Below are 21759 nucleotides of genomic sequence, written 5' to 3'. Positions count from 1 at the left end.
GACGCCGAGTCGTTCGCCACCGCGCGACACCGATTGGGAGCCTGATATGAGTACTGTTGCCGAATCGTCGATCTTCGCCTCGCCCGAATCGACGCCCGACCCCGGCGGGTGGCCCACTCGCGAAGACGTGTTCGCCGAGGACGTGGGCGATCTGGAATATGCCGGCGAAACAGGTTGGCCGAACGAGAGTTCCGACACCGAACTGGATGAAACCGGGTACGGCGGTGCGGAGTCCGGGGAAAGCTACACCTACGGAGCCGAATACGGCCAGGAGGACGCCGATCACGAGGGCGGCGATCTCGAAGCCGACAGCGAGACCGGGTATTTCGAGGCAGTCGATTACGCCGAGACCGACCACGAAGGCGCGGATTACGAAGACGTCGACTACACGGAAGCCGATTACGAGGACGCGGACTACGAAGACGCGGACTACGAGGACGCCGATTACGAAGACGCCCAGCCTGTCTCGGTGACGCCCGGCCGGTTGCTCGTCAAACGCCACCCACTGCTGCGCACGCACGCGGGCACACCGCCGGACCTGCTGCTCGAGTGGAACGGCATGGTCGAGCCGTCGGTGGTCGATGTCGTCGTCCATCTGCACGGCTACGCCGGGCAGGGTGCGGCGATGAACATCGTGAAGCACAAGAAGCCGATCAGCGGACTGGATTTCACCGATCCGGCCAACCCGTCGACCGTCGGACGGACCGCCCCGACGCTGTTCATCCTGCCGCGCGGCCATCACCAGCCGAAGGGCAACCCGGCACGGTATACGTTCCCCGCCCTCACCAAACCTGGTGCGCTGCACCGATTGATCGATGACGCGCTGGCTCGGTTCGGCGCCGCGACCGGAACCACCGTACGGCGCAATCGGTTGATCCTGACCGCCCACTCCGGCGGCGGGGCCGCGCTGATGGCCATCCTGGGTCATACCGACCCCGACGAGGTGTACACCTTCGACGCGCTGTACAACGACCCGAAGGCGCTGGTCGATTGGGCCCGCAAGCGCATGGCGACGGGCACCGGCGCGCTGCGCGTGCTGTACCGCCCCGGCGAGGGCACCGCGCGGGCCAGCGAGCGGGTGGCGGCGGTGGTCGGCGGCGCGGCCTCGCCTAACTTCCGGGTCGAGCGAACCCGGGTGCCGCACAACGATATTCCGCGCCGATTCGGCTGGCAGCTGCTGGCCGACGCGTCCGCGAACCTGCGCGGCGGCATCGTCGCCCGCGAGGCCGCCGACGAGAGCGGCGACGAACTGTGGACCCCGCAGGCGGGCGACGGCGAGTACTGGGGCGAAACCGCCTGGGAGTCAGCGGATCATCTCGATGAGTCGACCTCGCAGGAGTGCGGTTGCCGGCACCGGGAGCGGGAGTCGTTCGAGGAGGAGGCGCCGCGAAGTCCGGCGTGCCCGCCGAAATTCGCGAGCCGGGGCCTCGGAACGTGCAAGCCGTCCCAGGACGACTGCAAGCCGACCGCGCCGTGGAGCGAGATGCAACAGCGATTCCGCCAGAGCTGCAGCCTGTCCACCCATCGCCTCGACGCGAAATCGGCCGTCGACTGCGCGTGCGCGTTCGGTGATCCACGCCAGGTCGCGATGTTCTCGATGGCGCGCGTGATCGCCGCGGGCCCGCTCGCGGCCCGGCTGTTCGCGCACTTCCTCGGTGCGAGCGGCACCGAGGTCACCATCGATGTCGCCGACATGATCAAGCGCTCGGCCGGGGTGCGGGAGAAGATCCGCAAGTCGATCGCCCGGGGCGGAACCTCCGGCACGACGCGGATCGAACAGAGCGAATACCGCGACAGCGAACTGCAATTCGCCTACGGCGCCATCGACTGCGTGCAATGGCGGGTGCTGCCACCGGTCGCGAAGGATTGGCGCAAGAAGCCCGCCACCCGGCTCGAGATCTCGATGCTCGACTACTACGAATTCCATCCCGCCCGGGCCGGCGTGAGCCAGTGCGCGCACGCGGCGTGCGTCGAGCTCGTCGCCCGCGGACAGGCGAAGAACTTCTGGACCAGCGGCAGCGCCGTGGTCACCCTCGCCGAGATCAACGCGCGCGCGTCCGCACCCGTGCGCCGGCCGAGGGAGCACCGCGATGTGGTCTACCAGAACACCTACTGAGTCGAGTGGAGGCGAGTCATGAGCACCGTCGCCGAATGGCCGGCCCGGGAAAACTATCCGGACGCAGCCGAATACGACCGTCAGCCGGCCCACTCCGAGGAGTTCGGCTACGAAGAGGTGGCCGAAGCCCAGGAATCCGGCGAGGTCGAGCAGCACGAGTTCGACGAGACCATCTCCGGCGCGGAAACTCATTTCCACGCCGAGACTTTCCCGTCCGGACTCGTCCTCACGGCCCGGCCAGGCCCGTCGGCGCAGGGGCAAGAGCACTGGGATCCGAACAACACCGGTCTCCCGCTCTACGACACGGGACCCGCGGTGCGCAAGCAGAGGCTGGCGCCGAACTTCACCGTCGGCGAACTCGTCAGCAGCGGTGGACGACCCGCCGATCGCGCCCGCATCGCACCGGCTCTGGTCCGCTGCCTGCAGGCGATCCGGGACAAGGTGGGACGGCCGGTCAAGATCAGCTCGGGATACCGTTCCTGGGCGAACAACGTGGCGGTTTATCGGGCTCGCGGGCAGCAGCCGACGTTGAGCAGACATTGCAGCGGACAGGCCGCCGACATCACCGTCGCCGGACTCACCGGCTTGCAGATCGCCGAGCTCGCGATCGACGCCTGCGGCAACGACATCGCGCTCGGTGTCGGGGGCAACTTCGCCCACATCGATGTCCGTGGGCGGCCCGATACCTGGACCTACCTGACCGGCAAGGCCAATGCCGCCGCCCTCGCGCACGTCCGGCAGTATCGCCGAAACCGCTCTGCCCCAAGGCCTGATCCCGCCCCGACGCCGACACCCGCGCCGACCCGGACGCCGGATCGCGCGGCGGGCGTCGTCCGTCGCGGCACGTTCACCAAGTGCACGACCGGGGAACAGCCCGGTGCCCGCGCGATGGCGAACCAATGGCGGCGCTTGACCGGGCGGCATGCGGGCACGTTCGACTGCCGCGCCACCACGTTCGGCACGCCGTCGCTGCACGGCGAGGGTCGTTCGATCGATCTGAACGCGATCGCGGCGAACCCGGTACAGCGCGCACAGGCCGACGCGTACATCGCGTGGTTGCTCGCCAATGCGGTCGAACTCCAAGTGGCGTACATCATTTGGGATCGCCGGCAGTGGGGATGGCAGTTCCGCGCGCAGGGCTGGCGGCCCTATGGCGGCAGCAATCCGCACACCGACCACATCCACGTGGACCTCAGCTGGGAGGGTGCGCTGAACCCGAGTCCGCTGTTCGCCGGGCCGGTTCCGGGGCTGGGCGGAAATCTCGCGCCCGCGCCGACACCGGGACCGCGACCGGCCCCAGGACCGAAACCGGCGCCGGGACCGAAGCCGAGCGGTCGAGTGCCCGCCCACGTCGTCGAGTTCGTCCGCAAGTACCGCCCGCACGCACAGGCGGACGAAACCCGCAGTCGCATCCCCTGGCTGGTCACCCTCGGCCAGGCCGCGCTCGAAACCGGTTGGGGCGAAAAGGCTTGCGGCAACAACTTCTTCGGTGTCAAGGCGGGCCCGAGTGTGCCGGCCGCCCGGCGGAAACTCTGCGTGACCACCGAGGTGCACAGCACCCCGAATGCGCGGGGTTATCCGGAGATCATTTCGGTGACCCCGAGACCGGACGGCCGCTACACGTATGTCGTCCGCGACTGGTTCCGCGTCTTCGACTCCCCGGTGCAGTCGTTCGACGGCCACGCACAGACGCTGCTCAAACCGCGCTACGCGAAAGCCTTCGCGCACACCGGCGATCCCTATGCCTTCGCCCGCGAAGTCGCGGCGGCCGGCTACGCCACCGAGCCCAGCTATGCGGCGAAACTGACCGGCGTGATGAGAATGATCGAGAAGGTGCCGTAGGCCGGCCGGAAGACGCCGTCGGGGGTTGACAAAGAACTCCCGACACGTCACCTTTGTCCGATGGTAACGTTACCAGACCCCGAACGCGACGCTCCGGCGCCGGGTGAACGGCGTCGGTGGCCGACGATGGCGGATGTCGCTCGGCGCTCCGGCGCCTCGCTGATGACCGTGTCGCGGGTGGTGAACGGCGAGCCCGGCGTCCGGGAGGAAACCGCGCAACGGGTCCGGTCGGCCATCGACGATCTGGGCTTCCGCCGCAACGACGGGGCGCGAATTCTCCGGCAGGGCAACGCGACCGCGAGCATCGGCCTGGTCATGGAGGACCTGACCGGTCCCCTCTACAGCACCATCATGGCCGCCGTCGAACAGGTGGCAAGACAACGGGACTACTTGCTGCTGGCCGGATCGGCGCAGGGTGATCCCGCGCGCGCCGCGAAACTCACCAGCGCGTTCCTCGCCCGCCGGGTGGACGGGCTGATCGTCGCGGCCAGCCTGGCCGGCGCGGTGGCGCTCGAATCCGAGCTGTCCCCGGACACCAAGTGTGTCTTCGTCGATCGGCCGAGTTCGAGCGGGAAATTCGATTCGGTGGTCTCCGACAACGAAGGCGGCGTGGGGCTGGCCGTGGCGCACCTCGTCGCGGCGGGTCATCGCCGGATCGGCTACCTCGGCGACGACGAGCGTTTCTGGACGGCCGGTCGGCGTCGCGACGGCTTTCTCGCCGCGATCCGCGCGCACGGTCTGGACGCGACGAACCTCGTCGGCATGGGTTTACCCGAACCGCACAGTCGGGCCGAGATCTGGCAGCGGTGGGCCGACGGGCCCGAACCGGTCACGGCCGTGGTCACCGGTAACAACCGGGCCACCCTCGCGCTCATCCGTCAGCTGCGCTCCGCCCCCGAATTGTCCGTCGCCTACGTCGGATTCGACGATTTCGACCTCGCCGATCTGCTGCGCCCCGCCGTCACCACGGTCGCCCAGGACGCCGAGCGCATGGGGGCGCGCGCGGCCGAGATGCTGTTCGAGCGCATCGGCGGGCTGACCGTGCGCCCACGCGAGGTCGTCGTCCCGACTCGACTGATCGTCAGGGAGTCCGGACACCTCGGGCGATGAGTCGCCCGGCCTGCGGTCGATACCGCACATTTCTTCGTCGAACACAGATCAAAGGAGATCCCGTGACCCACCGGACGGCGCGCCTGCGCCGCTACTCAACCCTGGTCGTCCTGGCCGGCGTCCTCTTGGCCACGGGCTGCCGCGGCGGCGAGTCCACCGCGGGCTCGGACGGTGGCGGATCGGCGATCCCGGACAACTCCGCGATCGTGAACGCCGTGCAGAGCGATCCGGCGCTGGCCGGCGAGGTGCCCGCGGCGATCAAGGGCAAGGGCACCCTGTCGGTCGGCTCGAACGTGCAGTCGCCGCCGAACAACTTCTACGGCGCGGACGGCAAGCAGGCCGTCGGATTCGAGGTCGACCTCATCACGGCCGCCGCGAAGAAGCTCGGTCTCGGCGTCGCCTACAGCGACATGTCCTTCGACTCGCTGATCACCAGTCTGCAGACCGGGCGCATCGACGCGACCATCGCGGGCATGAACGACACGAAGGAGCGCCAGCAGAAGATCGACTTCGTGGACTACTTCACCTCGGGCATCACCATGATGGTGGCCAAAGGCAACCCCGAGAAGATCCGCACGGTGGATGACCTGTGCGGCAAGGCCATCGCGGTGGTGACCGGAACCAGCCAGCAGGAGTTCGCCAAGTCGCAGAGCGCGAAATGTACGGCGGCGGGCAAGCCTGCCCTCACCGTCACCGACACCAGCAGCGACGCGCAGAACCAGCAGCAGTTGCGCTCCGGCCGCATCGCGGTGATCCTCAACGACCTGCCGTCCGCGGCGTATATCTCCCGTACCGCGGGCGACGGAAAGTTCTTCGAGACGGTCGATCAGGCGCCACTCAACGGCGGGCCGTACGGGATCGGTCTGGCCAAGGAGAACAGGGCGCTGACCCAGGCGCTGCAGAAGGCACTGCAATCCCTCGTCGACGACGGGACCTACACCAAGATCCTCACCGCCTGGCAGATCAGCTCGGGTGCGCTCCAGCAGGTAACCGTCAATGCAGGCTGAGACTCCGGCGATCCGCGGCGCGGAAGCCGCGGTCGCCCTGCTGCCGAAGGTCCCCCTCCGGCACTGGGGCCGATGGCTATCCGGCGCGCTGATCCTGGTTCTGCTCGGTGCGCTCGGCTACGCGATGTCGCAAGGCCAGATCGACTACGCGTCCATCCCGGCGCTGCTGACCGAGCCCATCGTCCTGGAGGGCCTGGTCAATACGATTCTCCTGGCCGTCGTCGCGCAGGCGGGGGCGATCGTGCTCGGCGTGGTGATCGCGCTGCTGCGCGCCTCCCGCAATCCGGTCGCGCGCTGGTTCGCCAGCGGTTACATCTGGCTGTTCCGCGGATTGCCGGTCCTGCTGCAGATCCTGCTGTGGTTCAATCTCGCGTTCATCTTTCCGCGCATCACGATCATGATCCCGTTCGTCGACGTCACCGTGCTCGACCAGTCGGCCAATGTCCTGATGACCGTCTTCGTCGCCGCACTGCTCGGGCTCGGGCTGAACGAAAGCGCCTACATGGCCGAGATCGTGCGCGCCGGACTGAACAGCGTGGACAAGGGGCAGGTCGAGGCCGCCCAGTCGATCGGGATGCCGCCGGCCACGGTGCTGCGGCGGGTGATTCTGCCGCAGGCCATGCGCGTGATCATCCCGCCGACCGGCAACGACTTCATCAACATGCTCAAGGGCACGTCGATGGCGTCGGTCATCGGATACCTGGAGTTGATCAAGGCGGCCCAGAACCTGACCTCGCACAGCCTGAATCCGATGGAGACGCTGTTCACGGTCGCGATCTGGTACATGGTCGTGGTCAGCGTGGCCAGCGTCGGCCAGTACTTCCTCGAACGCCGCTACTCGGCGTCGGACCGGTCCACTGGCAACCGAACACCGTGGCGGCGGATCGGACGATCCCTCGGCACCCCTCCGATGGTCAGGACCACCCCATGATCGAACGAACACCGGGCGCGGCCGGGCCGTCCCAGGGCGCGGCCACGCGGGAAGATCCCGACGTACTGGTCAGAGCCGTGTCGGTGCGCAAACGGTTCGGCGACGTCGAGGTGCTGAAGGGTATCGATCTCGTCGTCCGTCGAGGTCAGGTCGTCGTGCTGCTCGGCCCGTCCGGCGCGGGCAAGAGCACCTTCCTGCGCTGCATCAACCACCTGGAGTCGATGGATTCCGGGGAGATCTGGGTCGATGGCGACCCGATCGGGTTCCGGTTGCGCGGCGGCAGGCTGCACGAGCTGCGCGAGCGCGAGATCGCCAAGCAACGCGCCCAGATCGCCATGGTGTTCCAGCGGTTCAACCTGTTCCCGAATCGCACGGCGCTGGAGAACGTGATCGAGGGACCGGTCCGGGTCAAGGGCACGCCGTCGGCGCAGGCGCGGCAGCAGGGGAAGGACCTGCTCGACCGCGTGGGTCTAGCCGACAAGGTCGACGAGTACCCCGGCCGCCTCTCCGGCGGACAGCAGCAGCGGGTGGCGATCGCCAGGGCATTGGCCATGCGGCCCAAGCTGATTCTGTTCGACGAGCCGACCAGCGCGCTCGATCCGGAGCTGGTCGGCGAGGTGCTCAGCGTGATGACCGAACTCGCCAGGGCGGGCATGACCATGATCGTGGTGACCCACGAGATGTCCTTCGCGCGGGAGGTGGCGGATCAGGTGGTGTTCATCGATCAGGGGGTCGTCGTCGAGATGGGCTCGCCGGAACAGGTCATCGGCAATCCGACGCACAGCCGTACCCGGCAGTTCCTGGCTCGGGTGCACCAGTGACCGATCCGCGCGCCGCGTACCTGGCCCAATTCGGTGAAACCACGGGCTATCTCGATTTCGCGCGGTACGGTCCGCCGTCGCGGGCCGTGGTCGCGGTGAGCGCCGCCGCGATGCGGTCCGGCGCGACGGCGGGCCCGGATACGGTCGACGAGCTGATGGGCGCGACCGATCGAGCGGTCCGTGCCGTGGCGCGGCTGTCCGGCTTCGCGGCTTCGTCGGTGGTGCTGATTCCGAACACCTCGACCGGACTGTTCCAGGCGGCCTTCGCCATCCCGCCCGGACCCTCGGCCGGCGAGGTTCTGGTGAGCGGCAACGACTTTCCGGCGAACCACTATCCGTGGGCGCGCGCGGCCCAGGCCGGTCGGTTCCGGCTGCGGGTGATCGCGCCGCCCGGCGGGCGGATGACGCCGGAGGTCATCGGTGCGGAATTGCGGCCGGACACCACGGCGGTGTCGATCAGTGCCGTCGACTTCGCCACCGGCTATCGCGCCGATCTGGCCGGTATCCGGGAGGTCATCGGCGAGCGGCTGCTGATCGTCGACGGCATCCAGGGATTCGGGGTGACCACCCAGCCGTGGGAGGTGTGCGACATCCTCGTGGTCGGCGGGCAGAAATGGCTGCGGGCCGGCTGGGGCACCGGATTTCTCGCGCTGTCGGACCGGGCGCTGGAACGGGTCGATCCGCTGTTGTCGGGATGGACCGGCGCCGTGGATCCCACCCACTATGACGGGCTGATCCACCCGCAGGCGCCCGGTGCCGCGCGATTCTCCCTCACCAATCTCAGCCCGGTCGATCACGCCGCCTTCGCCGCCGCGCTCGAACTGGTCGAATCCGTCGGCCCGGCCTGGATCGAACACCGGATCGGCGAACGCCTCGACGCGCTGCACGCAGCGCTCCTCCCCCTCGACCCGGTGATCCGCTCGGCACTCGACCCCGCGCACCGGGCCGGGATCCTCTCCTTCGCCCTTCCCGATCTCCCACCGGCACAGCTGGGCAAGCGGCTGGCCGCCGGCGGCGTCACCGCCACCGTGCACGCCGGGGCCGTGCGGCTGTCGGTCCACGCGACCACCACCTACGCCGCAATCGACGCGGTCGCCGCCACGATCCGGGAGTCGCCTCGGCAGGGGTCGTGGTGATCGGTTGACGGCCCCCACTTCCTGGGGCACGGTCGGCGCGATGTCGCGTTAACACTTCGCCCGAAGGTGGCCGGAGCAGCGGGTTTCGGGCAACTTCCAGGCGAACTGCGTTGATTCGCCGCCGATTACCCGAATCCGTGCCGACGCGGGACGTAACGGCGAGTCGCGCACCTCGATGTGCAGCTTGCATACCGAATGGTTGCGGCACAAAACTGGAGGGGATCTCATGCGGATCACAGCACTGCTGGTCGCCGGCTTAGCGGCGGGCGTCGTCATCACCGTGGGCGGGTGCGACTCGAACTCGACGCCGGGACCGGCGCCCACCCGAACCCCGCTGCCCTCAGCGCAAACCGAGCCGTCCACCCAGCCGGGGCGCACGAGTGAGCCCGGCGGCAGCGTGCCCGAGGCGACCGCCGCGCCCGGTGTCCCCGGCGCCCCCGCCGTGCCCGACGTGCCCGCGACCAGAACCGTTGTCGCGGAACCGGCGCCGCCCGTCGATGCCGCGCCGCCGAAGTGCGTGACCGCCCAACTCCGCTTGGACAAGGGCGTCGGCGGGCAGGTGGGCGGGACCTGGTTCCTGCGGTTCATCAACTCCACCTCGCGAACCTGTGTCCTGCAAGGGTTCCCGGGCGTCTCCCAAACCAACGGCCCCACCGGCGAACCGGTCGGTGAGCCCGCCACCCGGGATCAGGGCCCGCAGGCACCGAAGCCGGTCCCGGTCACGCTGGCACCCGGCGGCGCCGCGCAATTCGAGTTCATCTCCTATCCCAAGCAGATCAACGAGTGCGCGGCCCTGCGCACCGACACCCTGCGCGTCTACCCGCCGGACAACACCGAATCCCTGTGGCTGCCTTGGGACAACCTGATCTGCCCGAGCCCTCAGCACATGCTCGTCGTCCGAGCGATCACACCGCTGTAGGCACTCGCGGTCAGCGGTCGCGACTTCTAGGCGACCGCTGACCCGACCACCGCCTGGTGGAACTGCCAGGCGTCGGCGACGATGTCGGTCAGGTCGGGGCGTTGGGGTTTCCAGCCGAGTTCGCGGTGCGCTTTAGCGCTGGCGGCGATCGATACGGCGGGGTCGCCGGGTCGGCGGGCTTCGACGCGGACAGGGAAGTCGACGCCGGTGACGGCGCGGACGGTGTCGAGGACCTGCCGGTTCGAATGTCCTTGCCCGTTACCGAGATTGAAGATGTCGTGGCGGCCGGGCGCGACGGCGTCGAGGGCGAGCAGGTGCGCGGCGGCGAGATCGGAGACGTGAATGTAGTCGCGGATGCAGGTGCCGTCGGGGGTCGGGTAGTCGGTGCCGAAGAGGGTGAAGGTGTCGCGCTGCCCGCCGGCGGCCTGGAGCAGGATCGGGATGAGGTGCGATTCCGGGTCGTGGCGCTCGCCCAGGTGTGCCCCGTTGCTCGCACGGACGGCGCCCGCGGCGTTGAAGTAGCGCAGCGTGGCCGCACCGAGCGTCGCCGAGGCACCGCAGGCGCCGGTGATGAGCTGGTCGACGGTCGCTTTGGTTGCGGCGTATGGGTTTCGGGGGCGGACCTCGGCGGTCTCGTCGAACGCGGTGGTGCCGTCGCCGGTATACATCGACCCCGTACTGGAGAAGATCAGCCGCGGCACGCCCGCGGCCCGGATCGCGCGCAGCAGAGCGAGCGAACCCTCGATGTTGTTGTGCCAGTATTTGTCCGGATCGACCACCGATTCGGCGACCTCGATGCTGGCCGCGAAGTGCAACACCCCGTCGAACCGAGCGGCCGGGGTCAGCACATCCGCCACCTGATGCACCGACATCTCGTGAAACCGAGCCCCCGGAGGAAGATTGGCGGCGAACCCGGTGGACAGATTGTCGATGATGTCTACCTCGTGCCCGGCCTCGACAAGCTGATGGGCAACAACCGAACCGATATACCCGGCCCCGCCGGTAACGAGCAACTTCACAGTGGTCGAATCCTCCGAGAGTAGCGGTTCAAACAATGGCCCTGGCGACGATACTTCTCCCGCAACCACACCAACCCAGCACGGGCAGGCGCCGCGGCTGGGCCGGCGGCGGGTGCCTCCGTATGACCGACGCGGTCGGCTCAGGCATGCTGGCAGGCCGGATGGTGCGCTGCCGACCCTGGATCGGGGCGCCTCGGGCCGGGATGGGTAGGGAGGTTTCACATGGGCTGTGCCGGACGGGCGCTGGTGCGCTCCGTGGTGACGGCGGTTGTCGTGACCGCGGTTGCCGGGACGATGGGGTGCGGGACAGACGGTGATGACGAGGCGGTGATCGCACCGCCGAGTGCGGCGGTGGCGGCGGGTGTGCGGGTTCCGCCTGCGCGGGCGATCGCGGACTACCAGCTCGGTGGGGCCTACCCGCCACCCGCCGGAGTCGAAGTGGTCGCGCGGGATAGCACCGCGCAGCCGGCGCCCGGTCTCTACAACATCTGCTATATCAATGGCTTTCAGACCCAGCCCGCCGAGCGCGACCGGTGGCTGGCCGAACGCCGCGATCTCGTCCTGGCCGACGCCTCCGGCAGTCCGCTAGTCGATCCCGACTGGCCCGACGAACTGATCCTGGACACCTCGACCGAGACGAAACGCCGTCGACTGGCCGACATCTTGTCACCGATCATTCGGCAGTGCCGCGACGCAGGGTTCCACGCCGTCGAATTCGACAACCTCGACTCCTACAGCCGCTCCCACGGCCAGCTCACCCCGGAGACGAATCTCGGCCTCGCCGCCCTGCTGGTCGAGGCGGCCCACGAAGCCCAGCTCGCCGCCGGCCAGAAGAACGCCGCGGAACTGAGCGCCCGCGCCAAGGCCCGAGCCGGATTCGACTTCGCCGTCACCGAAGAGTGCTTCCAGTTCAAGGAGTGCGACGGCTACCGAAACGTCTACGGAGACCTAGTCATCGATATCGAATACCCGGACAACCTCGGCACCCCGTTCGACCGGGTCTGCACCGACCCGGCACGCGCGGCCACCACCATCCTGCGAGACCGCAAACTCGTGCCGGGCGGCACCCCCGGACACCTCTACCGGCATTGCTGACCGCGTGCGGGCAGGCGTGCCCACGCGCGTCCGCGATACGCGACTACGACAGTGTTCGAATACCCCACCGCCACAACGTTGACCGAGCACCTCGACGCGGCGTTGGCGTGATCGGCGATTCACAAGAGGTTGGCGGCGTGTGTGGCGAGCCACATGGTGTGTTCGCGGCTGATGGCTTCCTCGGCGTCGGCCACGGCCTGCGGCCATTCCGCCTCCGTGACGTCGGTCAGGCGGCCCACCTGTAGCGCCAATTCGTTGGCGGCGGTGGCGTAGGCGGTGGTGAGTGCCGAGTATTGCTTGAGCCCGACCCAGGCGGCGCCTGCGGCGATGCATGCCGCGACGATGCCGGAGATATCCATCTCCCAGATATCGAAGGCGCGGGCACCGGCCAGCACCAGCCCGACGACCTCGGCGACGACGAGAAACGCCTGCCACATCAGCGTTTTCCGCTTCGCGTCCTCGGCCTTCCTCGCGTACCAGCGATGCTGGTCCTTGGTGCGCCCCTCGATGTAGGCGGTCTTGCGCTCGGTGAACGAAGCGTTGCGCAGCGTCGTCATCGCGTCGGTGACGTCGGGAACGTCGGCCCCGATCGCGATGCGGCTGCCGACCTTCTCCACGATCCCCGCCAACCTGGCGCGCAGCTCGGCGCGGGCGGCCTCGGCGCCGAGACTCAGGAAGAAGGGGTCCGCGCCGACGGCGTACCGCCACGCCAGGGTCTTGGCCGACTCGGCCAGCGCGCGTCCGGAGTACCAATCCTGCTCTGGCCGTTGGCTGATCAGGATGACCTCGGCGATCAGCGCGGCGGCGAAGCCGGCCAGCGCCACCATGGCCCACACATTGACCGTGCCGGTGGACCAGCTGAACGCGCCACCCATCGCCGCGGCGACGGAACCGCCCAGCCGGATGACGTTCACCCGCAGGGTCAGGGCCTGGCCACGCAACGACGCGGCGTCCGCGCTGCGCCAGAACCCCGGCAACTCGTCATCGCTCAACCCGGTCAAGTCGGCTCCTCACGCTGCGGCACGGTGCGCTCGGTCCGTGCATTCCAGTGCTGCCACTCGTTGTCGGTTCGTGTCGGGTCGGCTCGTCGCCGGGACGGGCGGCCCTTTCGCGATAGGCTGGCGACCTGCGACCATTCGTTCGGGTAAGGAAGGCATATGGCTGGGCCCGAGACGATTCGTGTCGACGCCACCACGGATCTCGCCGAGACCTTCGCGGCACGCGGCATTCCGCGCGGCCGCCCGGTGCTCGTCGTGGTCGGCGGCGCGGCCGGTATGAGCGACGGGGCCGTTTCGACATCGATCACGCTGTTGCTGACTCGGCTTGCGCCAGTGCTGGATCGGTGCGGGGCCGTCGTCATGGACGGCGGGACCGACGCGGGTGTCATGCGACTGCTCGGCGAGGTACGCACCCGGACGCGAGCGAGCTTCCCCCTGATCGGTGTCGCCGCCGCAGGCACCGTGGCGCTGCCGGGAACCGAGCCGGAAGCCGGTACAGCCGCCATCGAAGAGTCCCACACCCATCTGATCCTCGTCCCCGGCCACGAGTGGGGTGACGAATCGCCGTGGCTCACCCTTGCCGCACAAGTGATCTCGGCCGAACACCGGTCGGTGACGCTGTTGATCAACGGCGGCGCCATCACTCTGCGCGACGCACGCAACAGCCTGTCGGCCGGCCACCCGGTAATAGTCCTGAACGGTTCGGGTCGCACAGCCGACGAGATCGCGCGGGCACGCACCGGCGGCACCGCATCCGCCCCGGCCGCCGAGATCGCGAAATCCCCACTCACCCACATCATCCCACTGACCGACTATGACGCGATAACGGACACGATCGAACGGCTGCTCACGTGATTGACCTCGGGTAGGCAAAGAGGCCCGAATCCGCAAGCGCCGTAACCGATTACATTGACCGAGGGCGGATCTCCGCAGCGGTGCCCCCGCGCTCATCAGCCTACGTGCGGCGCACCGAAGGGTCTGTACGCCGTTCGAATGAACACCGGGGTCTACCGCTGTTGCGGGCATATCGACAGCGATTCGTGGCCTGGGAGGTACTTCTTGCGCTCCTGCTGACTCAGGTCTCGGCCTGCTTGGTGGCAGGCGTTGGCCACGAGGTCTCCGGTGTAGAGGGCTATGTCCCACAGGCGGGCGGTGGCGTCGCTGCTGGCGGTGGCCAATGTTTTGCCGTCCGGGCTGAATGCCACCGACCAGATCATGAGGACGCCGAGCAGGCCGCTCGCGTGGCCGGTCAGGGGGTCGCCGTACGGCTGGCCGGTGCGCGCATCCCACATTCGGACGGCCCCGTCCTCGCCACCGCTGGCCAGGGTGGCGCCGTCGGGGCTGAACGCCACCGACAGAACCGGTTTGACGTGGTCGGGCATCGGCGCGCGACGCGGCTGGCCGGTGACCGGGTCCCACAGTCGGACGGTGCCGTCTTCGCCGCCGCTGGCCAGCGTGGTGCCGTCCGGACTGAACGCCACCGACCAGACCGGGCCGGTATGACCGATCAGTGGCTCACCGCGCGGCGTTCTCGTCGCGACGTCCCACAATCGCACCGTCCCGTCGACCCCACCGGCACTGGCGAGCGTGGCGCCGTCCGGGCTGAACGCCACCGATCCGATGGGACCTCGATGCCCGGTCAGCGGATCGCCGCGCGGATCGCCGGTCACCGCGTTCCACAACCGCACCGCCCCGTCGAAACCGCCTCCGGCGGCGACCAGAGTGCCGTCCGGACTGAACGCGACGGCACCGACCCGGCCGAGGTGGCCGGTCAGCGGGTCGCCGCGTGGCTCCTGGGTGACCGTGTTCCACAATCGCACCGTGCTGTCGTCTCCCCCGGCACTGGCGAGGGTGCCGCCGTCCCGGTTGAACGCCACCGACCAGACTTCGCCGGTGTGGCCGATCAGCTTGTGTCCCTTCGGCTTTCCGGTGTCCGCCGCCCACAGCCGGACGGTTCGGTCGTTTCCGCCCGTGGCGAGGGTCGCGCCGTCCGGACCGAACGCCACCGACCGAACCGGACCGGCGTGCCCGGACAGCGGTCCACCACGCGGCTGCCCGGTGGCGGTGTCCCACAACCGGACCGAACCGTCACCACCGCCGGTAGCGAGCGTCGCGCCACCCCGGCCGAAGGCCATCGACCGGACCGAACCGACGTGACCACGCAACGGTTTACCGCGTGCCTGCCCGGTCGCGGCCTCCCACAATTGAACCGACCCGTCACCGGACCCGCCGGTCGCCACGGTGGAGCCGTCCGGACTGAACGTGGCCACCTGCGTCAGGCCGATGTTTCCGGTCGACAGCCGGCCGCGCGAGACCCCGGTCATCGAGTCCCACAGTCGAACCGACCCGTCGGCGAAACCGCTGGCCACGGCCGCACCGTCCCGGCTGAACTCCACCGACCACGCCCGTCCGACATCGCCGGCCAGCGGGGCACCGCGGGGCTCCCCGCCGGCCGCGTCCCACAGTCGCAGGGTGTCGTCTCCACCCGCGGAGACGAGCGTCCGGCCCGCCCCGGTGAAGGCCACCGCCAGCACGGAGTCCCGGTGGGCGGCCAGTGGCGCGCCTTTCGGTTCCCCGGTGCCCGTGTCCCACAACCGCACCGACCCGTCGGCGCCGTCGCCGGTCGCGAGCGTTCGGCCATCCGGGCTGAAGGCCACTGCCGCCACCGACTTGTGTCCCGTCAACGGGCCGACGCGCAGATGTCCGGTGTCCGCATCCCACAATCGCACCGACCCGTCGTCACCGGCGGTGGCGAGGGTCGTGCTGTCCTGGCTGAACACGACCGACCGGACCGAACCGGTGTGGCCGACGAGCGGCTCACCGCGCGGCCTGCCGGTCACCGCGTCCCACAACCGTGCGGTTCGGTCCGCGCCGCCGGTGGCCAGGACGGCGCCGTTCGGACTGAATGCCACCGCTACGACGGCGTCGGTGTGGGCGGGCAGCACGTGCAGACCGCGGTTCAGCAGTGCCGCTCGCAGTGCCGCCTCAGCGTTGGCGCGCTCCGTGCGCACGTTCAACTTCGTCGCGGCGACGGCGAGCAGACGGGACAGCTCCGGGTTCGGGCCGGCCAGGGTCCGCGACTCGTCGATCAGCTGGCGAGTTGTCGAAAGGTCTTGGCGTTCGCGGGCACTGGTGCGTTCCACCAGAAATCCGAGGCCGGCGACCAGAGCCGAGACGAGCAGGATAGCCAGTGCGGCGAAGACGAATCGGTGCTGGCGGCTGTCGTACTTGACGAGGTCGCGCTTGTCCTTGCCGTGCACCCGCGCGGCGAGTGTCGCGACCTCGTCTTTGAATGCCCGGTCACGCAACTTCGGTTTTCGATATCTGTTGCGGTGCAGGTCGACCCACAGCGGTTCCCGGTCGAAGTATCCGCGCAGTTCATCCCGGGGCAACGCCGTCGTTGCCGGCCAATCGAAATCGCCGGACTCCTTGTCCCACTGCACGATTCCGTCGGTGACCGCGATGAGAAAGGTGCTTCGTTCCTTGTGCTGCTTCCAGAATGCGATTTCTTCGCGGACCCACGGCGACGTCGCCGCGCGCGGAGCGGCGAGCAGGAGAAAGTAGCGCGAGCGGTCGAGAGCGTTTCGGATTTCCCGGCCGAGATCGTCGGCGGCGGCCAGATCCGTCTGATCCCGGAAGACGCGCAGCGCGCGCGGTCGATACCACGGTCGGGCAAGTCTTTCCAGCGCCCGCTGCAGTCCGGGCGAGAGCTCGCCGTCGGCGGCATGACTGTACGAGATGAACACGTCGATATCGTCAGCGGCCACTCGCACTCCCTCGGTAGTGCTGCCCGCACAATATAAATTATCGCTCGCTCCCGCGGCTCGTATTCGAAATCGTTGGACGACAACGGGTTCCTCGGGCCGCGCGGAGGTCAGCCGGTTTCGGCCATTTCCCGCACCGCGCGGAATTCCGCGGCGAGGGCGTCGAGTGTGTAGTGGGCGTTGAGCCCGCTGGGGTTGGGCAGCACCCAGACCGCGCTGTCGCCGATCCGCTCGGGCTGGGGGCCGACGGTGGTGCGCGGACGACCGAAAGCCGTGCGATAGGCGCCGATACCGAGCACGGCCAGGACCCGGGGCCGGTACTGCTCGACCCGATCGACCAGGGCGCGTCCGCCTGCGCGCAGTTCGTCGGCGGTCAGCTCCTCGGCTTTGGCGGTCGTGCGCGCGGCCACGTTCGTGATCCCCAGGCCAAGACCGAGCAGTTCCTCCTGTTCGTCCGGCCGCAGCTGGCGGGGGGTGAAGCCGGACCGGTGCAGGGCAGGCCAGAACCGGTTCCCGGGGCGCGCGAAGTGATGTCCGGTCGCCCCGGACCACAGGCCCGGATTGATTCCGCAGAACAGCACCCGCAAGCCGGGTCCGATCACATCCGGAACTGTCTTGTCCTGCGCCGCGGCGAGATCCGCGGGCGACGGCCGAGCTGACGAACCAGAAACCATCCCCCCAGTCTGCCCGGTGCCGCAGGGCCGGAGGCACCCGGCCACCGCGCGCCACCGCACATTGGTCAAGCCATTTTTCATTCAGCGGACCATATCGACTACCCCAATATCAGCGACCGACGCATCGCACAATTGAGGTACAGAAATACGCGCGCTCCGGCGCGCGCTCCGCCGAATCATCAAGGCGCGCGCAATATCGTGCGCAACACGATCCGAAAAGCGGAGACTCTCATGTCCGAACGGTTTCAACTCCCCCCACCGGGGTTCTTGAAGACGGAAATAATAGATCTGGGTCCGGTCATCGAACCGAAATACAGCGACGCCGAGGATTGGAGCCGGTTCCGCCCGGCCATCGAGACCACGCCGGTGCGGTACGCGGAGCGAAGCCTCGCCGAGCTCGACCGGCGGGCGGCGGCGGCACCCGAGATCGCGCTCGCGGCGCCCGAGGTCGGAGACCTGCTGCGCGGCAAGCGGTACGCCATCGTCAGCGTCGGCACCCGGGAGCTGGACCGGGATACCGAGTATCCCGTCGTGGTCATCTACGACTATGACGACGACCTCGCCGTCGAGGCCGTTGTCGATCCGGACCGGCGCGTGGTCGTGCGGGTGACCACCTCGACGAACCAGCCGGCCGTGTCCGCGCAGGAGGAGCGGCACGCGATCGAGCTGGTCCGCGCGGACGGTCGCCTGCCGGACAACGGAATCGACGTCGACACCGGTGCCGGACTGATCATCGAGGACGTCGACATCCACAGCCCGAGGCACGGACACCGGCTCGTCGATCTGCGGTTCGGACCGCTGGACCGGCGGATGCCGACCTCGTTCGCCGTCGTCGACCTGAGCACCGACGAGGTCGTGCGGGCCGGCCTGTTCCCGGAGGGATTGATATGAGCGTGTCGGGTGTGGTGAGCTGGCCGCCGGAGGCTCCGGTGTGGACGTTCATCTGGGAGATGATCGACGGCGACACCGAGGCGATCAGGTTCCGTGAGGTCTTCTACCGGGGCAAGAAGGTGCTGTACAAGGCGAGCGTGCCGATGATCCGGGTCCAATACGACCAGGGCGGCGGTCCGTACAAGGACCAGATGGGCACCTCGAATTTGCAACGACCGGTCGAGGTGTACGAAGGCAGCCCGGGCGACGGATTCCGGTTCCTGGTGGTGGACTCCTATCACCGCATCGTCAATTATCGTCTGCTCAATCGCTGGATATTCCGCGACGACGGCATCATCTTGCCGCAGATGTACAGCGCGGGACTCCAGCATCCCTATAACCATCGCCATCATGTCTACTGGCGCTTCGATTTCGATATCGACGGGTCGCAGAACAATCTCGCCCTTCAACATCTGCCGACAAGTCAGGACTGGGGATATGGCCCCGGCTGGAATCCGAAGACGAACGAGGTGTCGACCGTCCACACCGGCGACAACCGCTGGGCGGTGATGAACAAGGACAGCAACCGCGGGTTCCTGATCGACAAGGGACCGTTCGACGGCACCAGCGACTGGTTCTCGAATCTGGACGTGGCGATCGTCGCCTATCACGGGGCGGAGGATCTCCGGGGCGCCCTCGGCACGAGCTACGACGATCAGATCTGGCAGCATGCCAACGGGGAGAACACGGACGGCCAGGACAATGTCATGTGGTACGTCGCGCACTTGGCGCACGAGGCCCACGACGGCGGCGACGAATGGCACGTCTGCGGCCCGATCCTGCGCCAATTCCGTTACTGAACAACCCAACTCGAATCCCCGTCCAGCCGTCGGTGCCGGACGGGGATTCCGCCGCCGCCGCTCGTGACCACACCTGTGCACGGCGGCCGGCTGGAAAGGAACCCGTGTCCGTTCGATACCAACTGGTGATCGACTGTGCCGATCCCGAGCGCCAGGCCCGGTTCTGGGCCGCCGCGCTGGGCTATGAATTCGCGCCGCCCCCAACCGGTTTCACCACCTGGGCGGACTACTACCGCGACTTGGGGCTGCCGGAGGAAGCCTTGGCCGGCGGCGCGGACCGGATCAGCGATCCGCAGGGCGGCGGACCGGCCATCTGGTTCCACGTGGTGCACGACGCGAAGGTCGTCAAGAACCGGCTGCACCTCGACATCCACGCCAGCGGCGACCGGACCGACCCGATCCAGATCCGGAAGCAGCGAGTCGACGCCGAGGCCGACCGCCTGGCCGGCCTGGGCGCCACCCGCATCTGCGTCATGTACCAGGACGGAATCGACCACTACGCGGTCGGGATGCAGGACCCCGAAGGCAACGAGTTCGACATCAATTGAGCCACGCCCGGTTTCGCGCGGCGGTCGCGCGGCCGAACCGGTAGCTGCTCGCCGGGGCGAGCAGGAAGACCCCGGCTTGGTGCCACTGCTCCGCACAGTACGTCGGCCAGCGCGGCGGGGCGTGCCGCGAACGGCGCATGGCCGCCCGGCAGGGTGTGGACCGTGAACGGCTGGTCCGGCATGGCCGCGTCGGCTTCGGCGATCATCAGGTCTTGCATGGCCGGTGTCGCCGCGCGGTCGTCCGCGCACCGGATGAACACGCGCGGGATGCTCCCCCACCGCTCGCGCGTCAGGGTGATCGGGGTGGTCGGAATGGACACGGGGAGATCAGGACTCAGGGCGTGGCGCCATCGGTCGAATTCCCGGACGGGAACATCGTGGTAGTAGGTCTGCCGCAGCTCCTCGACATAGGCCGGGTCGGGCGAGATCGGGTTGATCCGGAACGCGCCGATCCGGTCGGGATCACCCAGGATCAGGCCACCGCCCAGGGCGGTGGCGGTCTGTTCCGGCGCGGCCAGATAGTCGGCGAAGCGCGGACGGCCCGCGGGCACGAACGCCGACAGATAAATCAGTGTGTCGACCAGTTCGGGAGCCTGTTCCGCGGCCGCGGACGCCGGTCCCCCGCCCGCGCTGTGCGCGACCAGCACGACCCGGCGATACCGGCGAACCGAGCGCAGCGCCGCCACGATCTCGGCGGCGCACTCCGCCGAGGACAGTCCGGCCAGCTCCGACTGGGCCGAGTTCAGCCGGCACTGGCCGGGGTCGAGGTAGGTGTCGGGCATGGGGGCGGAAAAGCCGTGTCCGGGTAGGTCCAAGGCCAGACTTGTCGCGCCCAGCGCGGCCAGCCCGCGTTGCGTGGCCGCCCACTGCCAAGAGGCATGCCACGCGCCGTGCACGAGGACGAAGATCGTATCCATCGGTCCAGTCCACCGTTGCCCCCGAGCGTTATCCACCGGCATATCTCACAAGCCTGTGCGCGATACCCCACGGATATCATCGACCCGGTGGAAGCCCGTCATCTCCGCTACGCCATCGCCCTGGCCGAACATCAGCACTTCGGGCGGGCCGCCAACGCCATCGGCATCGCGCAGCCACCACTGTCCAAACAGATCGCCGCACTCGAGCGAGAAGTCGGCGCGAGACTGTTCGACCGCACCGCGCACGGGGTGTTTCCGACCGCCGCCGGGACGGCGTTTCTGGCGCGGGCGCGCCGATCACTGGCCGAAATGGCCGGGGCCGCAGCCGATGCGGGCCGGGCGGAGCGCGGCGAGATCGGCGAGTTGCGCATCGGCTTCATCGGCTCGGCGCTGCTCGAACTCCTGCCCGCCGTGTTGAACGCGTTCGTCGCCGAGCATCCGGACGTGCGGCTCGGCCTGCATGAAATGGCCACCAGCGCAAGCACTTCCGCGCTGATCGCGGGTGAGCTGGACGTGAGTATCGGGCGCGGCGCCCCGCGCGGCGCCGGTGCGGAGCGGCTGACCTCGGTCCCGGTCGGCCGGGACGATCTGCTGGCCGTGGTCGGGGCCGCGCATCCCTTCGCCGGACAGCGGTCGGTCGGCATCGAGCAGTTGCGTGGTGCGCAGTTGATCGTCGCCCCGTGGGACGCCGAGCCGGCCACGATGTCCAGGCTGCGGACGCTGCTGGACCCGGTCACCGGCACCGCCGGGCGGGCGATCGAGGCCAGGGACGTGCACACGATCATCGGGCTGGCCGCGTGCGGGGTCGGGGTGGGCATGGGACCGAGTTGTCTGCGGGCGGTCGCCAGGGCGGGCGTATGGTTCTGCGCCGTCACTCCGCGAATTCCGTTGCCGGAGTTGGTGTTGTCGTATCGGAAGAGCGACACGTCGCCGGTACTGCGGGAATTCCTGGACACCGTGCGCCGGCGCGGCCCGGCGGGGGCGAATTCCCGATTCGCTTGACCGATGTCCGTTTCCCGACGTAGTTTTGAGCCTACCGGATCCCGAGCCGCTGGAAAGGGGGCGAAGTCGGATGTCGACCATCTCTGACCTGCGTCGCCTCGCCCACCGGACCGCGTGGGTTCCCGGTCGC

General features: G+C 68.7%; 19 protein-coding genes. 14 read left to right on the top strand and 5 right to left on the bottom strand.

All coding sequences use genetic code 11. The annotated features are described in order from the left end of the window. Window positions 1-46 precede the first annotated feature (46 nt). The 8 genes from ACFQ9K_RS16080 (at window position 47) to ACFQ9K_RS16045 (ending at window position 9882) form a co-directional block, all read left to right on the top strand. Complete coding sequence (locus ACFQ9K_RS16080; RefSeq protein WP_378717855.1) at window positions 47-2116, top strand: hypothetical protein; 2070 nt, start codon at window positions 47-49, stop codon at window positions 2114-2116. A gap of 18 nt (window positions 2117-2134) precedes the next feature. Continuing rightward, window positions 2135-3958 carry a glucosaminidase domain-containing protein gene (locus ACFQ9K_RS16075; RefSeq protein WP_378717856.1) on the top strand — a complete coding sequence of 608 codons (1824 nt, stop codon included), beginning with the start codon at window positions 2135-2137 and terminating at the stop codon, window positions 3956-3958. Between the two features lie 126 nt (window positions 3959-4084). Next, a complete protein-coding gene (locus ACFQ9K_RS16070) occupies window positions 4085-5068 on the top strand; it encodes a LacI family DNA-binding transcriptional regulator (RefSeq protein WP_378717858.1) in 984 nt (327 codons plus the stop codon). A gap of 62 nt (window positions 5069-5130) precedes the next feature. Further along, window positions 5131-6075 carry an ABC transporter substrate-binding protein gene (locus ACFQ9K_RS16065; protein WP_378717860.1) on the top strand — a complete coding sequence of 315 codons (945 nt, stop codon included), beginning with the start codon at window positions 5131-5133 and terminating at the stop codon, window positions 6073-6075. Continuing rightward, window positions 6065-7006: an amino acid ABC transporter permease gene (locus tag ACFQ9K_RS16060; protein ID WP_378717862.1), complete on the top strand. Its 942-nt coding sequence runs from the start codon at window positions 6065-6067 to the stop codon at window positions 7004-7006. Before ACFQ9K_RS16065 ends, ACFQ9K_RS16060 begins: the two co-directional genes overlap by 11 nt. A 65-nt stretch (window positions 7007-7071) precedes the next feature. Next, window positions 7072-7827: an amino acid ABC transporter ATP-binding protein gene (locus tag ACFQ9K_RS16055; RefSeq protein WP_378717868.1), complete on the top strand. Its 756-nt coding sequence runs from the start codon at window positions 7072-7074 to the stop codon at window positions 7825-7827. Continuing rightward, window positions 7824-8963, top strand: a complete 1140-nt coding sequence (locus ACFQ9K_RS16050; protein ID WP_378717863.1) for an aminotransferase class V-fold PLP-dependent enzyme — start codon at window positions 7824-7826, stop codon at window positions 8961-8963. Before ACFQ9K_RS16055 ends, ACFQ9K_RS16050 begins: the two co-directional genes overlap by 4 nt. A gap of 226 nt (window positions 8964-9189) precedes the next feature. Continuing rightward, on the top strand, window positions 9190-9882 hold the full coding sequence (locus ACFQ9K_RS16045) for a DUF4232 domain-containing protein (RefSeq protein WP_378717864.1): 693 nt from the start codon (window positions 9190-9192) through the stop codon (window positions 9880-9882). A 26-nt stretch (window positions 9883-9908) separates the two neighbouring features. On the opposite strand, the gene galE is transcribed toward ACFQ9K_RS16045, so the two are convergent. Then, on the bottom strand, window positions 9909-10901 hold the full coding sequence (gene galE / locus ACFQ9K_RS16040) for a UDP-glucose 4-epimerase GalE (RefSeq protein ID WP_378983258.1): 993 nt from the start codon (window positions 10899-10901) through the stop codon (window positions 9909-9911). A 222-nt stretch (window positions 10902-11123) separates the two neighbouring features. Here galE and ACFQ9K_RS16035 point away from each other — a divergent pair, with 222 nt between their 5' ends. Further along, window positions 11124-11996: an endo alpha-1,4 polygalactosaminidase gene (locus ACFQ9K_RS16035; RefSeq protein ID WP_378723784.1), complete on the top strand. Its 873-nt coding sequence runs from the start codon at window positions 11124-11126 to the stop codon at window positions 11994-11996. A 119-nt stretch (window positions 11997-12115) separates the two neighbouring features. On the opposite strand, the gene ACFQ9K_RS16030 is transcribed toward ACFQ9K_RS16035, so the two are convergent. Further along, window positions 12116-12997, bottom strand: coding sequence for a DUF4231 domain-containing protein (locus ACFQ9K_RS16030; protein ID WP_378723782.1), 882 nt, complete (start codon window positions 12995-12997; stop codon window positions 12116-12118). Window positions 12998-13153: 156 nt separating this feature from the next. On the opposite strand from ACFQ9K_RS16030, the gene ACFQ9K_RS16025 reads away from it, so the two are divergent. Next, window positions 13154-13849 (top strand): hypothetical protein, encoded by a 696-nt coding sequence (locus ACFQ9K_RS16025; protein WP_378723779.1) that lies wholly within the window; start codon window positions 13154-13156, stop codon window positions 13847-13849. 152 nt (window positions 13850-14001) lie between these two features. On the opposite strand, the gene ACFQ9K_RS16020 is transcribed toward ACFQ9K_RS16025, so the two are convergent. After that, window positions 14002-16761 (bottom strand): TIR domain-containing protein, encoded by a 2760-nt coding sequence (locus tag ACFQ9K_RS16020; RefSeq protein ID WP_378723777.1) that lies wholly within the window; start codon window positions 16759-16761, stop codon window positions 14002-14004. A 107-nt stretch (window positions 16762-16868) separates the two neighbouring features. Next, window positions 16869-17432 (bottom strand): G/U mismatch-specific DNA glycosylase, encoded by a 564-nt coding sequence (gene mug / locus ACFQ9K_RS16015; RefSeq protein WP_378723775.1) that lies wholly within the window; start codon window positions 17430-17432, stop codon window positions 16869-16871. A 231-nt stretch (window positions 17433-17663) separates the two neighbouring features. On the opposite strand from mug, the gene ACFQ9K_RS16010 reads away from it, so the two are divergent. The 3 genes from ACFQ9K_RS16010 to ACFQ9K_RS16000 all read left to right on the top strand — a co-directional run bounded on the left by ACFQ9K_RS16010 (window position 17664) and on the right by ACFQ9K_RS16000 (window position 19710). Beyond that, entirely contained in the window at window positions 17664-18323 is a 660-nt protein-coding gene (locus ACFQ9K_RS16010) for a hypothetical protein (protein WP_378723773.1), read from the top strand. Beyond that, window positions 18320-19162 (top strand): hypothetical protein, encoded by an 843-nt coding sequence (locus ACFQ9K_RS16005; RefSeq protein WP_378723771.1) that lies wholly within the window; start codon window positions 18320-18322, stop codon window positions 19160-19162. Before ACFQ9K_RS16010 ends, ACFQ9K_RS16005 begins: the two co-directional genes overlap by 4 nt. Window positions 19163-19266: 104 nt before the next feature. Then, window positions 19267-19710: a VOC family protein gene (locus tag ACFQ9K_RS16000; RefSeq protein ID WP_378723769.1), complete on the top strand. Its 444-nt coding sequence runs from the start codon at window positions 19267-19269 to the stop codon at window positions 19708-19710. Here the strand turns inward: ACFQ9K_RS16000 and ACFQ9K_RS15995 are convergent. After that, window positions 19659-20627: an alpha/beta fold hydrolase gene (locus ACFQ9K_RS15995; RefSeq protein WP_378723766.1), complete on the bottom strand. Its 969-nt coding sequence runs from the start codon at window positions 20625-20627 to the stop codon at window positions 19659-19661. The genes ACFQ9K_RS16000 and ACFQ9K_RS15995 overlap by 52 nt on opposite strands. Window positions 20628-20714: 87 nt before the next feature. On the opposite strand from ACFQ9K_RS15995, the gene ACFQ9K_RS15990 reads away from it, so the two are divergent. Continuing rightward, on the top strand, window positions 20715-21629 hold the full coding sequence (locus tag ACFQ9K_RS15990; RefSeq protein WP_378723764.1) for a LysR family transcriptional regulator: 915 nt from the start codon (window positions 20715-20717) through the stop codon (window positions 21627-21629). Window positions 21630-21759 lie beyond the last annotated feature (130 nt).

Origin of the sequence: Nocardia sp. NPDC056564 (assembly GCF_042793755.1) — a bacterium.
Lineage (GTDB): Bacteria > Actinomycetota > Actinomycetes > Mycobacteriales > Mycobacteriaceae > Nocardia.
This window is presented reverse-complemented; position numbering and strand designations above follow the sequence as displayed.

Coding starts and splice junctions, on each gene's coding strand:
- ACFQ9K_RS16035 (WP_378723784.1), top strand. CDS start 11,124: ATGGGCTGTGCCGGACGGGCGCTGGTGCGCTCCGTGGTGACGGCGGTT.
- ACFQ9K_RS16060 (WP_378717862.1), top strand. CDS start 6,065: ATGCAGGCTGAGACTCCGGCGATCCGCGGCGCGGAAGCCGCGGTCGCC.
- ACFQ9K_RS16045 (WP_378717864.1), top strand. CDS start 9,190: ATGCGGATCACAGCACTGCTGGTCGCCGGCTTAGCGGCGGGCGTCGTC.
- ACFQ9K_RS16010 (WP_378723773.1), top strand. CDS start 17,664: ATGTCCGAACGGTTTCAACTCCCCCCACCGGGGTTCTTGAAGACGGAA.
- ACFQ9K_RS16025 (WP_378723779.1), top strand. CDS start 13,154: ATGGCTGGGCCCGAGACGATTCGTGTCGACGCCACCACGGATCTCGCC.
- ACFQ9K_RS16075 (WP_378717856.1), top strand. CDS start 2,135: ATGAGCACCGTCGCCGAATGGCCGGCCCGGGAAAACTATCCGGACGCA.
- ACFQ9K_RS15995 (WP_378723766.1), bottom strand. CDS start 20,627: ATGGATACGATCTTCGTCCTCGTGCACGGCGCGTGGCATGCCTCTTGG.
- ACFQ9K_RS16080 (WP_378717855.1), top strand. CDS start 47: ATGAGTACTGTTGCCGAATCGTCGATCTTCGCCTCGCCCGAATCGACG.
- mug (WP_378723775.1), bottom strand. CDS start 17,432: ATGGTTTCTGGTTCGTCAGCTCGGCCGTCGCCCGCGGATCTCGCCGCG.
- ACFQ9K_RS16005 (WP_378723771.1), top strand. CDS start 18,320: ATGAGCGTGTCGGGTGTGGTGAGCTGGCCGCCGGAGGCTCCGGTGTGG.
- ACFQ9K_RS16070 (WP_378717858.1), top strand. CDS start 4,085: ATGGCGGATGTCGCTCGGCGCTCCGGCGCCTCGCTGATGACCGTGTCG.